Source organism: Phycobacter azelaicus, assembly GCF_014884385.1.
Classification (GTDB): Bacteria; Pseudomonadota; Alphaproteobacteria; order Rhodobacterales; family Rhodobacteraceae; genus Phycobacter; species Phycobacter azelaicus.
In genome coordinates, this window is the sequence record NZ_WKFH01000003.1 from 2,244,070 (window position 1) to 2,259,302 (window position 15,233).

At 61.0% G+C, this 15,233-nt stretch carries 12 protein-coding genes; 7 read left to right on the forward strand and 5 right to left on the reverse strand.

The genetic code is table 11. The features are described from left to right. Positions 1 to 238: 238 nt before the first annotated feature. On the reverse strand, positions 239 to 1,894 hold the full coding sequence (ettA, locus tag INS80_RS11930) for an energy-dependent translational throttle protein EttA (protein WP_192965855.1): 1,656 nt from the start codon (positions 1,892 to 1,894) through the stop codon (positions 239 to 241). Positions 1,895 to 2,125: 231 nt separating this feature from the next. On the opposite strand from ettA, the gene INS80_RS11935 reads away from it, so the two are divergent. After that, positions 2,126 to 2,731, forward strand: coding sequence for a nicotinate-nucleotide adenylyltransferase (locus tag INS80_RS11935; protein WP_192965856.1), 606 nt, complete (start codon positions 2,126 to 2,128; stop codon positions 2,729 to 2,731). On the opposite strand, the gene INS80_RS11940 is transcribed toward INS80_RS11935, so the two are convergent. Continuing rightward, complete coding sequence (locus INS80_RS11940) at positions 2,720 to 3,547, reverse strand: DMT family transporter (RefSeq protein ID WP_226892607.1); 828 nt, start codon at positions 3,545 to 3,547, stop codon at positions 2,720 to 2,722. The genes INS80_RS11935 and INS80_RS11940 overlap by 12 nt on opposite strands. Before the next feature lie 94 nt (positions 3,548 to 3,641). On the opposite strand from INS80_RS11940, the gene dacB reads away from it, so the two are divergent. Further along, positions 3,642 to 5,135 carry a D-alanyl-D-alanine carboxypeptidase/D-alanyl-D-alanine endopeptidase gene (dacB, locus tag INS80_RS11945; RefSeq protein WP_192965857.1) on the forward strand — a complete coding sequence of 498 codons (1,494 nt, stop codon included), beginning with the start codon at positions 3,642 to 3,644 and terminating at the stop codon, positions 5,133 to 5,135. A gap of 173 nt (positions 5,136 to 5,308) precedes the next feature. Here dacB and INS80_RS11950 read toward each other — a convergent pair whose 3' ends face one another. Both INS80_RS11950 and INS80_RS11955 read right to left on the reverse strand, forming a co-directional pair. Beyond that, positions 5,309 to 7,138 (reverse strand): methyl-accepting chemotaxis protein, encoded by a 1,830-nt coding sequence (locus INS80_RS11950; protein WP_226892608.1) that lies wholly within the window; start codon positions 7,136 to 7,138, stop codon positions 5,309 to 5,311. Positions 7,139 to 7,181: 43 nt separating this feature from the next. Continuing rightward, entirely contained in the window at positions 7,182 to 7,676 is a 495-nt protein-coding gene (locus INS80_RS11955; RefSeq protein WP_226892609.1) for a hypothetical protein, read from the reverse strand. Between the two features lie 560 nt (positions 7,677 to 8,236). On the opposite strand from INS80_RS11955, the gene INS80_RS11960 reads away from it, so the two are divergent. The 4 genes from INS80_RS11960 (at position 8,237) to fdhF (ending at position 13,822) form a co-directional block, all read left to right on the forward strand. Then, positions 8,237 to 9,124, forward strand: coding sequence for a LysR family transcriptional regulator (locus tag INS80_RS11960; protein WP_192965859.1), 888 nt, complete (start codon positions 8,237 to 8,239; stop codon positions 9,122 to 9,124). A gap of 94 nt (positions 9,125 to 9,218) precedes the next feature. Then, a complete protein-coding gene (locus INS80_RS11965) occupies positions 9,219 to 10,907 on the forward strand; it encodes an NAD(P)H-dependent oxidoreductase subunit E (protein WP_192965860.1) in 1,689 nt (562 codons plus the stop codon). Between the two features lie 2 nt (positions 10,908 to 10,909). Beyond that, a complete protein-coding gene (locus INS80_RS19405; protein ID WP_255430527.1) occupies positions 10,910 to 11,044 on the forward strand; it encodes a hypothetical protein in 135 nt (44 codons plus the stop codon). A gap of 3 nt (positions 11,045 to 11,047) precedes the next feature. Then, positions 11,048 to 13,822, forward strand: a complete 2,775-nt coding sequence (fdhF, locus tag INS80_RS11970; RefSeq protein ID WP_192965861.1) for a formate dehydrogenase subunit alpha — start codon at positions 11,048 to 11,050, stop codon at positions 13,820 to 13,822. 128 nt (positions 13,823 to 13,950) lie between these two features. On the opposite strand, the gene INS80_RS11975 is transcribed toward fdhF, so the two are convergent. Continuing rightward, positions 13,951 to 14,232 (reverse strand): DUF1330 domain-containing protein, encoded by a 282-nt coding sequence (locus INS80_RS11975; RefSeq protein ID WP_192965862.1) that lies wholly within the window; start codon positions 14,230 to 14,232, stop codon positions 13,951 to 13,953. A gap of 97 nt (positions 14,233 to 14,329) precedes the next feature. Here INS80_RS11975 and INS80_RS11980 point away from each other — a divergent pair, with 97 nt between their 5' ends. After that, a complete protein-coding gene (locus INS80_RS11980; protein ID WP_192965863.1) occupies positions 14,330 to 15,208 on the forward strand; it encodes a LysR family transcriptional regulator in 879 nt (292 codons plus the stop codon). Positions 15,209 to 15,233: the final 25 nt, after the last annotated feature.

Sequence of the window (15,233 nt, forward strand, 5' to 3'; positions counted from 1 at the left end):
CCGTGTACCGATGCGGTGGTTCTTGCAACCTACATGTAATCCGTTCTCCCACTACAGTGATTAATCCTTAAGATTTTGTTTAAATCCGAGCCAGCTACCTGAGCGGGTGTGAGGATTAAGGGGAATTTGGATCTGGAGCAGCCTTTCTCACGCCAAGGTACGACAAACAAAATGGCCCGCGCCTAACCTGTCGCGAGGTGGGGCACGGGCCGTGGTAACCTGTGGATCTGCTCTGACGCTATCTCACAAATTTCTTATGTTTCAGGCGCTTCGGTTCCAGTGCGTCTGCGCCGAGGCGACGTTTCTTGTCTTCCTCATAGTCTTCAAAGTTGCCCTCGAACCACTCTACATGGGCGTCGCCCTCAAAGGCTAGGATGTGGGTACAGATCCGGTCAAGGAAGAAACGGTCGTGCGAGATGACCACCGCGCAGCCCGCGAAATCCACCAGCGCGTCTTCCAGCGCGCGCAGGGTTTCCACGTCCAGATCGTTGGTCGGCTCGTCCAGAAGCAGCACGTTGCCGCCTTCTTTCAGCAGGCGCGCCATGTGGACGCGGTTGCGCTCACCGCCTGACAGGAGATTCAGCTTTTTCTGCTGATCGCCGCCCTTGAAGTTGAAGGAGGAACAATAGGCGCGGGAGTTGACCTGTGCATCGCCCAGTTCGATGATCTCGGCGCCGCCAGAGATCGCCTCCCAGACGGTGTCACCATCGTTCAGATCATCGCGCGACTGGTCGACATAAGACAGTTTCACCGTGTCGCCGTATTCGACGCTGCCTTCATCGGGCTGTTCCTGACCGGTCAGCATCTTGAACAGGGTCGATTTACCTGCGCCGTTGGGGCCGATTACGCCGACGATACCACCGGGCGGCAGCGAGAAAGAAAGGTTTTCGATCAACTGCTTGTCGCCATAGTGTTTGCTGAGGCCATTGACCTCGATCACCTTCGACCCCAGGCGCGGACCGTTCGGGATCACGATCTGGGCGCGACCGACCTTTTCGCGTTCGGACTGGTTTGCCATCTCGTTATAGGCGGCGATACGGGCCTTGGATTTGGCCTGGCGGGCCTTTTGACCCTGACGCATCCATTCCAGTTCGCGCTCCAGCGTTTTCTGCTTGGACTTGTCCTCGCGGGCTTCCTGCTCCAGCCGTTTGGCCTTCTGCTCCAACCAGCTGGAATAGTTGCCCTCGTACGGGATGCCCGAGCCACGATCCAGTTCAAGGATCCAACTGGTGATATCGTCAAGGAAGTAACGGTCGTGAGTCACGCAAAGGATTGTGCCTTTGTAATCAATCAGATGCTGCTGCAGCCAGGCGATGGTTTCGGCATCGAGGTGGTTGGTCGGTTCGTCGAGCAGCAGCATGTCAGGCGCCTCAAGCAGCAGCTTGCAGAGCGCCACGCGGCGCTTTTCACCACCCGAGAGGGTCTTTACGTCTGCATCGTCCGGCGGGCAGCGCAGCGCCTCCATCGAGACATCGATCTGGCTGTCCAGATCCCAGAGGTTCTGGGCGTCGATCTCGTCCTGCAGCTTGGCCATTTCCTCGGCTGTCTCGTCCGAGTAATTCATCGCCAATTCGTTGTAACGGTCTAGAATCTCTTTCTTTTCCGCGACACCGAGCATGACGTTTTCACGCACGGTGAGGCTTTCGTCCAGCTGCGGCTCCTGCGGCAGGTAGCCCACTTTTGCGCCTTCTGCGGCCCAGGCCTCGCCGGTGAAATCCTTGTCGATCCCGGCCATGATGCGCAAAAGGGTCGACTTACCGGCGCCGTTGACGCCGACGACACCGATCTTCACGCCGGGCAGGAAGGACAGGTGGATGTTTTCAAAGCATTTCTTGCCACCGGGGTAGGTCTTGGAGACACCCTGCATGTGGTAGACGTACTGATAGGCGGCCATGTGACTGCTCCGTAATGGGGGAAATCTGCTGCCCGGTGTGATAGCCCAAGGGCCGGGCAGGAGCAATCGCCTAGGCGGAGCGTCGCGAGGATGCAGGAACGGCGTATTTCAGGGGGTGCTAACCGTGCACCCCTTGTGCACCATGCGTACACCCCTCGTGCACCGGTCTGTGTGCTGCCCTTGGTTCCCGCCAATTGATCTTCCCGCAAAACTATGTGCATCAAGTCGTCCATGACATGCGGTTATCCATATCTGCGTCCCGGCATGAGCGTGGGGCTGCTGGGCGGCTCTTTTGATCCGCCGCACCGGGGGCATGTTGAGATCAGCCTGGCGGCGCTGAAACGGTTCGGGCTGGATCGGATGCTCTGGCTGGTCACCCCCGGCAATCCGCTGAAATCGCGCACCCCGGCGACGCTGGAGCGGCGGATGCAGGCGGCGCGGGAGATGATGCGGCATCCGCGGATCGGGATCAGCGATATCGAGGCGCGCCTGGGCACGCGCTATACGGCGGAAACCCTGCGGCATTTGCGGGCGCGCTATCCCGGCGTGCGCTTTGTCTGGCTGATGGGGGCGGATAACCTCACCCATTTTCACCGCTGGAAGGATTGGCGCGAAATCCTTGAGACGGTGCCGGTGGGGGTCTTGGCGCGCCCCGGCGATCGCATCTCGGCGCGGCTGTCGCCTGCGGCACGGATCTATGGGCAGTATCGGCTGAAAAGCACTGAAAGCCATCTTCTGGCGCGGGCAGATGCGCCAGCCTGGTGTTTCCTCAACGTGCCCATGGTCGAGGCCAGCTCGACCGAGATCCGCGCGCGTGGCGACTGGTCAGCGGCGTAGGCTGGCCGAGGCGATGCCTGCACTGATCACCACCAATAGCCCCGCCCAGGTCAGAAGATCCGGCAACTGTCCGAAGACGGCCCAGCCCAGGGCGACGGCTGCGATCAGCTGGAAATAGACGGTGGGCGCCAGGCGCGAGGCTTCGGCCCGGCTATAGGCATAGAGCAGTAGCAGATTACCCAGCATCGAAAAGGCGGCACTGCCGAAGGTGAGTGCCGTGGTGGACAGCGTCGCCTCGGGCAGGTTCGCAAGTCCAAGCGGCAGCAGGAACAGCGCGCTGAGCAGCAATTGCGTAAAGCTCAGCTCGACCGGTTTCCCCACATGTGCGAGCCAGCGGGAGGCAGTGAGAAAGCAGCCGTAAAAACAGCCGGCCAGAACCGCGTACATCAGATTGGCCGAGCCGCCAAAGCCGGGTCGCACCACCAGAAGCACGCCGCAGAAGCCCGCGCCCATCAACAGCGCGCGCAAGGGGGTGGTGCTTTCGCGCAGCAGGGTGACCGACAGCACGTAGCTGATCACCGGTCCGATGAAGAAGGCGGCAAAGACATCGGCGATGGCCTCGGTCTGCAGCGCGGTCTGGATCGACAGGATTCCGCCGGTGATAAAACTGGCGCGCAGCCAGATCCGCCAATCCTTCAAGAGCTGCAGGCAGCCTCTTGGGGCAAAGGGCAGCACCAGCACTGCGCCGATGGCAAACCGGGACCATGCAACGAAACCCGGTGTGGCCAAGCCGCTGCTTGTCAAGAGTTTCCCGCATAAGTCGCCGGCCGGGATCATTGACATGGCGATGAACATGATAATGACTGCTTGCAACATGGGGGCCAGCGGTAGCAGGCGGGCGGAAGTTGCGAAACGCAAAAAACGTCCTGCGTTTGCCGTTTGGCAGCAATTTTAATAGATACTGACAGACATGTTCTCACGACGACATTTCCTACGGGCCGGTTTGGCGGCGTTGGCAGGGTCCTCTGCCTCACTTGTTTCGGCAAATGCGCCCGCAGTCTCTCTGCGCCCCGTTGCGCGGACGGCAGCCATGCGGGGCGGCGCTGTAGCGGATCTGGATGCACTGCTTGCGGGATCGGGTCTGAAAGGCAAGATCGCTTGTGCGGTTGCAAATGTGGAAACAGGCAAGAGCCTTGAGGCCGAGGGCGGTGAGGTTGCACTGCCACCGGCCAGCGTGGCCAAGGCTCTGACGGCTCTTTATGCGCTGGATGTGCTGGGTGCCGAGCACAGATTTTCAACTCAGGTTCTTGCCGATGGAGATCTGCGCGGCGGAATTCTGCACGGAGATCTGATCCTCGCTGGCGGTGGGGATCCGACGCTGAACACCGATCACCTTGCACTACTGGCGCGGTCCTTGAAAGAGGCTGGCGTGCGTGAGGTGCGCGGCGATTTCAAGGTTTGGGATGGCGCACTTGCCAGCCTTTCGACGATTGATCCGGGCCAGCCGGACCATGTGGGATACAGCCCGGCGATTTCTGGAATTGCGCTGAACTTCAACCGAGTTCACTTCCAGTGGAAGCGTGCCTCAAAGGGCTGGTCCATCAGCATGGACGCTCGCACAGAAAAGTACCGCCCCGAAGTCAGCATGGCGAGGATGACGGTCAAGAACCGCGCGCTTCCGGTTTATACATATGCCGACGAGGGGGACGTGGATAGCTGGAGTGTCGCCAGTCAGGCTCTTGGGCAGGGCGGCTCACGCTGGCTGCCGGTGCGCCATCCGGGCCACTATGCGGGCGATGTGTTTCGCACCATGGCGCGGGCGCAGGGGATCGTGCTACGCAAGGCCAAGGTCACGGGCAGGATGCCGCAGGCTCGGCTCTTGGCGCATCATCAAAGCCCGCCCTTGCGCGTGATGCTAAAAGCGATGCTGAAATATTCCAACAATCTGATGGCTGAAATGATCGGTATGTCTGCTACGGCGGCCCTAAGCGGGCGCCCCGCATCGCTGAAGACATCAGCTGCGCAGATGACGGCTTGGGCGGCACGGACCTATGGAGTAAAGAACAGTCGTCTGGTGGATCATTCCGGCCTTGGAGATGCCTCCCGCATGACTCCGAACGATATGGTTGCGGTTCTCATTGCCGCACATCGGCAAGGGCAGCTCAAAACTCTGCTCAAACCTTTCCGCATGCGAGACAGCAATGGGCGGGTCATGAAAGCTCACCCGATCAAGGTCGTGGCGAAGACAGGTACGCTCAATTTTGTGTCCGGGCTTGGTGGTTTTCTGACGGCCACGGATGGTACCGAACTGGCCTTTGCGATCTTCGCAGCGGACAGCAAGGCGCGGGCACGAATCAAGCGCGCGGATCGCGAGCGCCCGCCGGGCGCGCGCAGCTGGAACCGACGCGCCAAAGTGCTTCAGCAAAAACTGATCGAACGCTGGGGACAGATCTACGGCAGTTGATGGACTGCCGGAATTTTGCCCTCGTGGATAGTACCCTCACCGTCTTGAATGGAGGTGGGGGCGAATTCCTTTGGCAGTGGTCCGGCAGACCCTCAGTGCCGACAAGGAAACGCGCCGCCTTGACAGGCGGCGCGCTGAAAGTCCGTCTACGATCTAAACCTGGGGTCTAGGTTTCAAAAGTCTTCCCAACCGACGGCGGCCTTGGTGGGGGCGTCGTCTGCGAAGAAGTCGTCATCCTCGCTGCCCATTGGCGGGTGCGCGGCAGGTGCCGGTTTCGCCGAAATGCTGGCCACATTCGTGCGCCCACCGCCCGTGTTGAACACCGATACCTGACGTGACAGCTCGTTCGCATCGTTGCGCAGGATCTGGGCCGCAGCCGTGGCTTCTTCAACCATGGCAGCGTTGTGTTGGGTCACCTGGTCCAGCTGCGTCACACCGGTGTTGATCTCGGCCAGGGTGGTCGACTGCTCACGTGCGCCGCCAGCGATCTCAGATATGTGGCCGGAAATGGTGCCGACGCGGTCGATAATCTTCTTCAACTCGTCCCCGGCCTTGCCGACAAGATCAACGCCCTTGTTAACGTGCTGGGTACTTTCTGCGATCAACCCTTTGATCTCCTGAGCGGCATCGGACGAGCGCTGTGCAAGGGCACGTACTTCCGAAGCTACGACCGCGAAACCGCGCCCTGCTTCGCCTGCACGGGCCGCTTCGACACCGGCGTTCAGCGCCAAGAGGTTGGTCTGGAAAGAGATGTCGTCGATGACCGAGATGATCTGCGAAATCTGCTCCGAGGAGCTTTCGATTTCCGACATGGCATTCACGGCGTCGGTCACGACCTTGCCGCTTTGCTCGGCGGTGGATTTTGCTTCGGAAACGATGCTTTCGACTTCCTTGGCGCCATCGGCTGCAGAGCGGACACTGACGGTGAGCTCTTCCATTGCTGCAGCCGTCTCCTCAAGAGTCGCTGCCTGGCTTTCGGTGCGCTGAGACAGGTCGCTGGAGGACTGGCTGATCTCTTCCGAATTATCACGGATACGGGACGAGTTCTCAATCACGGCGTCGATAATGCCGACCATTTTCGCTACCGCCGTGTTGTAGTTCTGGCGCAGGCTTTCGTATTCCGGCGCAAAAGGCGTGTCGAGTTTGTTGGTCAGATCGCCGTCAGACAGGCTTTGCAGGGCGACATTGAGGCTTTCAACAACCTTTTTCTGGCTGGCTTGAGCAGCCTTGTTCTGCTCTTCGATGTCGCGCGCGGCGGAAAGCTGGTCCTTGAGATGGTCTAGCGTCTTGGCAATTTTTCCGATCTCATCCTTTCGATGCAACTGGTTTACCTCGGTGTCATAGTCGCCATCCGCGATGACATCGATGGAGTGGGTCACGTCATTGAGCGGGCGCGACAGGATCGAGCGGAGTGCAAAGACCGAAAGGGTGCACATGATGACGAAGGCAGCCACCGCGAAGACCAGAGACATCAGTTCGTCAAATGCAGCCTCTGCAAAAGCAACATCTGGCGACCAGATCATGGCGACCGATCCGACGATGACCGAGCCGTCCGCGCCAGCGGCAGCCGGGGCCGCGACGAAGTAGCCATCTGGTGAAACCTCGGTCTGTCCAGACTGCGCCGAAGCGAGAGCCAGTTCTGCCAGCGTGGCAAGGTCAGCTTCGCTGATCTCACCTGCTGTGGCAACCACCTTGCCGTCCTTGTTCACTGCAATGCCTGAAAGGGCGCGGCCCTCGGACAGATCGATGATCTTCTGGATGTCAGCGGCGAGCCGTTCAGAGTCACCGAACCGGATCGCGCCACCGCTGCGGGCTGCCACTGTGATGGTGACGCCGTTGCCTAGCGTTTGAACACCTTTTTCGACAGCGGCCCGGAAGGTTGCGTCGTTTTTGTAGGTCAGCGATCCAGCCACCACGAGTGTGGTGACTGCAATCAGCAGGCAGCATTTCATGAACACCGACATGCCTTTGAACAAGGATATCGTGGGTAGACGGACTTTCATTTGTGCACCTTTCGATCTTTTGAAGTGCGTGGAATGCGCGGGACTACATCAGCGATTCAGCGTCAACAGCCACCGTCATTGCCCCGATCGGAGCGCCGGTTGCAGGATCCACAATTGTGAGTGAGATCTGAGCCTGATACGTCTGTGTTGACGCATCCATCTCAACGTCCCCGAAGTGTGCAGCATCTGGACCGACGGGGTAGGTCTGTTGGAACTTGGCCTCATCGCCCTGCCACATGTCCGATGTCGCCGCCGAGGCCGCGACGTTCAGGCCCTGGGCGTCCATGACGAATACCTCGGTGATGCGACCTCGGGACTGCTTGACCTGCTCACGCAGGAAATCAGCGGCTGCGTTTTCCAATACCGGTGTCAGTGTCGGCGTTGCTGCGGTGCCAACTTCATTGCGCCAGGCGCTGTCCAAAGCGTCGATTTCGGCCTGAGAATAGCCGGACGTACGGGCATTTTGCCCGTTTATGGCATCCACCAGCACCGGCGATGCGGCCCAGCTGCGGATGTTGCTTTCCAGATATGCTCTCATACTTGGCTCATAGTCGCTTGCCCAAACAGGGGACAGAACAAGGGTGAACAGGGCAGAACAGGTTAACGTTTTCATAAGTGTACTCTTTGCGTTACGAGGTCGGGATGCAGACCAACGTCCACGCTATGAGCAAGCCTTTACGGATGCATTAACGTCGCCCCTCGACCGCCTTTCTGGTAGAGCGCACGTTCGGCCTCTTTGACGACTGCTGGATTCCCTTACGTAATCTTCTTTGCAGCTCGATCCCTTTGGAACACACTCAACGTTCTGATATTATGCTGAAATAATTGGCGGCCATCTGCGTCTTCTGGGGCTCACATGCGGCCTTGTTTTCTTGAGTTTTTGTGGCTGCTGGGGCTGCAAAAACGGCAAGGCCCGTAAAATTGTCTGTAGTTTTTGCCGTCATTTTACCCCCAGTTTGCACGATAGGTGTTGACGGAAGAGCCAGTCTGATCCTTCGGGTTCCCATTCCTGCAGCGGCACTATCGGCAGGCAGATGTTCGGGGACGACGCGTTTTGCTGTATTGCAGCGAGAGCCTGCAACCCTCTAGTGTCGTGCCATGCTGGAACTAAGAGATCTACAACTGCTGACGTCGCTCGCCCGACATCAGCACTTTGCCAAGGCCGCCGAAGACTGCGGCATGTCGCAACCGGCGTTTTCGATGCGTATTCGAAACCTTGAGGACCGTTTGGGGTTCTCCATTGTGCGTCGAGGGAACCGCTTTCTGGGGTTCACCGGCGAAGGAGAGCTCCTTGTGACCCGCGGTCGCGGTTTGCTGGAGGAGGCTAAGGCTCTTGAGCAGGAGCTCGCTGCCGCACGCGGTCAGTTGACCGGGACTTTGGATCTTGGGGTGGTTCCGACCGCCGCCAGTTTCGCGGCAAGACTTGTGACCCGGCTGCGCCAGGCTCACCCGCATGTCCTGGCACGCATCAACGTGATGTCTTCTACCGCGATCCAGCAACGTTTGCTGGAAGGCGCCATCGATGCCGGTTTGACCTATCGGGATTCAATCGAGCAGAGCCTGGTCGTGCGGGAGCCGCTCTATGAGGAGCGATATGTCTTGCTGGCCGCGCCAGCTCTTGTTGGCGAAAACGATGGTGACATCACCTGGTCCGAAGCCGCGCAATTGCCGCTGGGGCTTCTGGATCAATCCATGCAGAACCGGCGCATCCTCGATTGGATCTTTGCTGAACAAGACCTGAAGCCTACGGTTGTCATGGAATCGAACGGCTTCATGTCGTCCATCGTGATGGCGCGCGAGGGGCAGTTGGCCACCATTCTCCCAGAGGCGCTGGTTGAGGCTTTGGGACCTCTCGAGGGGACTTGCACGTTTAGGCTTGTCGCGCCGGACCAGTCACGACCGATTTGCCTTGCGACCATGCAGCGACAGGCTGACCTGAGTACGGTGCGCGCGCTGCGAGGGGTGGTTGACGGTTTCATGCGATAAGTCTTCGCTATTGTGCCTTCGTATTTTGCGATTTGACGATACGCATTGCTGATGGCAGCCCTAGGGGCATGGCACCAGCGAAGTGGAGATCGGCGTGGCACCGTTGGACAATAGCAAGGGCATCTGGAAATCCGGCAAGGGCAAGGGGCGCAGGACGCCGAAGGGGCGTCAACTCGACGATCAGGCACATAGCGACGTCCTGACGCTTTTGGGGGACAGGCCGCGCAACCGCGATCTCCTGATCGAGTTTCTGCATCTCATTCAGGATGCCCACGGCCACCTCAGCGCCGCCCACATCCGCGCCCTGGCCGAGGAAATGCGCCTGTCGCAGGCCGAAGTTTATGAGGTTGCCAGTTTCTATGCCCATTTCGATGTGGTGCGCGAAGGTGAGACACCGCCGCCCGCGTTGACCATCCGGGTCTGTGACAGCCTCTCTTGCGAGCTGGCGGGCGCCCAACAGCTGAAGCAGGCGCTCGAAGATGGTCTCGATCCGGCGGAGGTGCGCGTTTTGCGCGCGCCCTGCATGGGCCGCTGCGATACCGCGCCGGTTCTGGAGATCGGCCACAATCACATCGATCATGCGACCGCGGAAAAGACCATTGCCGCGATCCATGCGGGCGAGGTGCACCCGCAGATACCGGATTATCAGACATACGCAGAATACGTAGCCGATGGCGGCTACCGAAGCCTTGCCGCCCTGCGTACGGGTGGCGATTGGGAAGCGGTGCAGGACAAGGTGCTTGAGGCGGGTCTGCGTGGCCTTGGCGGCGCGGGTTTCCCTTCGGGCAAGAAATGGGGTTTTGTGCGCGCCAATCCCGGCCCGCGCTATCTGGCCGTCAACGGCGATGAGGGCGAGCCGGGCACTTTCAAGGACCGTCATCACCTTGAGCGCGAGCCGCATATGTTCCTCGAAGGCATGCTGATCGCCGCCTGGGCGGTGGAGGCCGAGAAGGCCTTCATCTACATGCGCGACGAATACCCTGCGGTGCTGGAGATCCTGCGCCGCGAGATCGCCGCGCTTGAGGCCGCCGGGATCGTCGAGACAGGCTATATCGATCTGCGGCGCGGGGCAGGGGCCTATATCTGCGGCGAAGAAAGCGCGATGATCGAAAGCATCGAGGGCAAGCGTGGAGAGCCGCGCCACCGCCCGCCCTTTGTGGCGCAGGTCGGGATCTTCGGTCAGCCGACGCTCGTCCACAACGTCGAGACACTATATTGGGTGGCGCGCATCTGCCGCTTTGGCCCCGAGGTGCTCAACACGGTGGAAAAGAACGGTCGCAAGGGACTGCGTAATTACTCGGTGTCGGGCCGGGTCAAAAACCCCGGCGTGCATCTGCTGCCTGCAGGATCGACCATTCGCGACATTATCGAGGCTGCGGGCGGTATGCTCGACGGGCACAGCTTGAAGGCCTACCAGCCGGGCGGGCCGTCCTCGGGGCTGCTGCCAGCGCATATGGATGACATACCGCTCGATTTCGACACGCTGCAGCCGCATGGTACATTCATCGGCTCGGCCGCCGTGGTGGTTCTGTCGGATCAGGACAGCGCGCGGGATGCGGCGCTCAACATGCTGCGGTTTTTCGAGGATGAAAGCTGCGGCCAGTGTACCCCCTGCCGGGTGGGCTGCGAAAAGGCGGTCAAGCTGATGCAGGCGCCGAAGTGGGATCAGGGCCTGCTGGAGGAGCTGAGCCAGACCATGGTCGATGCCTCCATCTGCGGTCTGGGTCAGGCAGCGCCCAACCCGATCCGCCTGACGATGAAACATTTCCCGGAGGAGATCTGAGCATGATCCTTCAGTTGATGTTCCGCCCGGCGGGTACCGCCGGGCAGCGCCCGACCCGCCCCCATGGGCGGGCGCTTCACGCCCACCCCGGGTCAAGCGCTGCCCTTGGCGCGTCTTCGCCAGCCGAGGAGATCTGAGCCATGTCGAAGCAAATCACCTTCACCCTTGATGGCGAAGAGGTTACCGCCGAGGCGGGCATGACCATCTGGGAAGTTGCCAATGGCCGGGGCCTCAAAATCCCGCACCTGTGCCACAAACCGGCACCGGGCTATCGCCCCGACGGCAACTGCCGCGCCTGCATGGTCGAAATCGAGGGCGAGCGCACGCTGGCGGCCTCCTGCATTCGGGAGCCGAGCGAAGGCATGGTGGTCACCACCAACAACGCCCGCGCCACAAACGCCCGCAAGATGGTGATGGAACTGTTGGTCGCCGACCAACCCGCGCCAGAGGCGGCGCACGACAAGTCCGCGCATCTGTGGGATATGGCCGAGCTCAACGGGGTTTCGGAGTCGCGTTTCCCCAAGCTGGAAGAGGGCCGTATCCCCCTTTTGGATGACAGCCATGTCGCGATGAGCGTGAACCTCGACGCCTGTATTTCCTGTGGCCTGTGTGTGCGGGCCTGCCGCGAAGTGCAGGTCAACGATGTAATCGGCATGGCGGGGCGCGGGCATGATGCCTATCCGACCTTTGATATCGCTGATCCGATGGGCGCGTCCTTCTGTGTGGCCTGCGGCGAATGCGTGCAGGCCTGCCCCACGGGTGCGCTTATGCCTGCGAGCGTGATGGATGATGCCCAGCAGGGCGATAGCAAGGATTTTGACTCCGAGACCGAAAGCGTCTGCCCTTTCTGCGGGGTGGGCTGCAAGGTTTCCCTCAAGGTGAAGGACGGCAAGGTCAAATATGTCGAAGGGATCAATGGCCCGGCCAACGAGGGGCGGCTTTGCGTCAAGGGGCGGTTCGGGTTCGACTATATCCACCACCCGCACCGGCTGACCAAACCGCTGATCCGCCGCGAAGATGCTCCGCCCAAAGGGCTGAACGTGGATCCGGGCAATCTGGGGACCCATTTCCGCGAGGCGACCTGGGACGAGGCGCTGGATCTGGCCGCCAAGGGTCTGCGGAACTTGCGCGATGAAGATCCGCGCAGCGTGGCCGGTTTTGGATCGGCCAAATGCACCAATGAAGAGGCCTATCTGTTCCAGAAGTTCATCCGGCAGGGGTTCGGCCACAACAACGTCGATCACTGCACGCGGCTGTGTCATGCCTCATCCGTGGCGGCGCTGATCGAGAACGTCGGCTCGGGCGCGGTGACCGCGACCTTCAACGAGATCGAAAACGCCGATGTGGCCATCGTGATCGGCGCCAACCCAGTGGAAAACCACCCGGTCGCCGCCACCTATTTCAAGCAATTCGCCAAGCGCGGCGGCAAGCTGATCGTGATGGACCCGCGCGGGGTTGGCCTCAAACGCCATGCCGCCGAGATGCTGCAATTCCGCCCCGGCGCCGATGTGGCGATGCTGAACGCGATCATGAACGTGATCGTCGAGGAAGAGCTTTACGACAGCCAGTATATCCACCGCTGGACCGAGAACTGGGAGGCCGAAAAAGAGCATCTGCGCCAGTTCACGCCAGAGGCGATGAGCCCGATCTGCGGTATCGAGCCTGAGCAGCTGCGCCGCGTTGCGCGCATATTTGCAGGGGCCAAGGCGGGAATGATCTTCTGGGGCATGGGGGTCAGTCAGCATATTCACGGCACGGACAATTCCCGCTGCCTGATTTCCCTTGCGCTCATGACCGGAAACGTGGGCAAGCCCGGTGCCGGGCTGCACCCCTTGCGCGGGCAGAACAACGTGCAGGGTGCTTCGGACGCGGGCCTTATTCCGATGTTCCTGCCGGATTATCAGACCGTGACGTCAGACGATGTGCGCAAAAGCTTTACCGATGTCTGGGGCGGCGGGGATTTCTCCAGCGAGAAGGGCCTCACCGTGACCGAGATCGTCGATCAGGTTTATGCGGGCAATATCAAGGGCATGTATATCCAGGGCGAAAACCCGGCCATGTCAGACCCCGACGCCGACCACGCGCGCGAAGCTTTTGCCAAGCTGGACCTGATGATTGTGCAGGATATCTTCCTGACCGAGACGGCGAATTTTGCCGATATCATCCTGCCCGCATCAGCCCTTTATGAAAAGAACGGCACGGTCTCCAACACCAACCGGCAGGTGCAGCGGGTGCGCCCTGCGGTGCCGCCGCCGGGCGATGCGCGCGAGGACTGGCGCATCACCGTTGAGCTGGCGCAGCGGGTCGGGCTGCCCTGGGTGTACACGGATGTCTCGGAGGTTTTTGCCGAGATGAAGCTCAATATGCCCTCGCTCGACAATATCACCTGGGAGCGGCTGGAGCATGAAACTGTGACCTACCCGTCGCTGTCGCCGGAGGATCCGGGGCAGGCGGTGGTTTTTGGCGATGGCTTCCCGCGCGCAGAAGGTCGCGCGCGCTTTACGCCTGCTGCCGTGATCCCGCCGGATGAGGCGCCGGATGTGGAGTTCCCGATGATCATGACGACCGGGCGACAGCTGGAGCACTGGCACACTGGATCGATGACGCGGAGGTCGCGGGTTTTGGACGCGGTGGAACCGGAGGCGAACTGCTCGCTTCACCCGAAAACACTGCGCAAGATGGGGGTGGAGCCGGGCGAAATGGTGCGTCTCACCACCCGTCGGGGCTCGATCGAGATCATGGCGCGTGCGGACCGGGCCGTTTCCGAAGACATGGTCTTTGTACCCTTTGCCTATGTGGAGGCAGCGGCAAATATCCTGACCAACCCGGCGCTGGATCCCTACGGGAAGATCCCAGAGTTCAAGTTCTCGGCAGTGCGGGTCGACAAGGCCGACAGTCAGATCGCGGCAGAGTAAGCCCATATTCACGTGAGAAAGCGGGCGCGGAGCAGGATTCTCCGCGCCCGTGCTTTTGGTGGCGCCGCGCGATGCGCGGCGCGGCAGCGCCTCGGGGGTGCCGAGTGGCGCTGCGCGGGCAAGGGGGATCAGGCCAGCAGCGTGATCGCGCTGTTTCCCGAGCTGCGGCGCAGGGCGTGCACCTCTTGCAGGTCGGGATCATTGATCCAGCCAAGCGCGGCTTCCCTGGTGTCGAATTCCAGGATGATGCCGCGCCCGGTCGCATCGCGGTTGCCTTCGATCACGCTTTGGGCGGGAGTGGATATGACGACCCGTGCGCCGTGTTTGGCGAGGGCGGCGCCTGCCCGCTCCCGGTAGGCGGCGAATGTGGTCTCATCGGTGACGCTGAGATTGACGTAGGCATAGACCATGGTGGCCTCCTCTGGTGGTGTTGCCTGCTTTGATTGCCAAACAGAGGGCCACCAGAAAACGCGTGAATGTGGACATCCGATATGCGAAAACGCACGCATGAAGATCAGCTGGGATGATATGCAGACCGTGCTGGCCCTTGTTCGGGGCGGCAGCCTCGCCGCAGCAGGGGCAGAGCTGGGTCTGACCTACACCACGGTGGCTCGGCGGATCCGCCGCGCCGAGGACGCGCTGGGCCGCCCGCTGTTTGAGCGTCGACCTGAAGGGTATCATGCAACGGAAGAGGCGCTGGAGATTGTGGAGGCTGCACGCCGTATGGAGGCCGAGGAACAGGCCGCGCTGCGCCGCCTTTCGGGTAAAGCGCAGGAACTGAGCGGCCCCCTGAGCCTGACGGCACCGCCCTTGCTTATCCAGACCTTGCTGGCCCCGCTGCTGGCGGAGTTCACGGCGCGGCATCCGCAGGTGGCGCTGACCGTGCGGGCGTCGAATGGCGTTCTGGATCTGGCCCGTCGCGAGGCGGATCTGGCGCTCAGGATCAGTCGGACCCCGCAAGAGAGCCTCGTCGGTCGAAAACTTGTCGAGCAGGTGAGCGGCTTTTTTGCACTGCCGGAAATTGCCAAGGCCGCTGCCGAGGCTCCGAAGGCTCCCCTGGACTGGGTGCTGTACTCTGGTCATGAGGCGCCACCCGTTGCCGCGCGCAAGGTCCATCCCGATATCCGGGTCCGGGCGCGGCTTGATGACATGCCCAGCATGATTGCTGCAGCTCAGGCCGGAATGGGCGCGCTGCGGATGCCGGTCTTTCTGTCGCGGGCCTACCCTGAGTTGGTGCCCTTGCGGCATCTGGCGCTGCAGCCCTATGCACCGATCTGGCTGCTGAGCCACCGCGATCTGCAAGGCTCGGCCAAGGTGACGGCGATGAAAGATGTTCTGGAGCCCTGGTTCCGCAGCAACACGTCCGTGTTTACCTGCCTGTCCTGAAACTTCGCAGCATATTTCCTTTGTG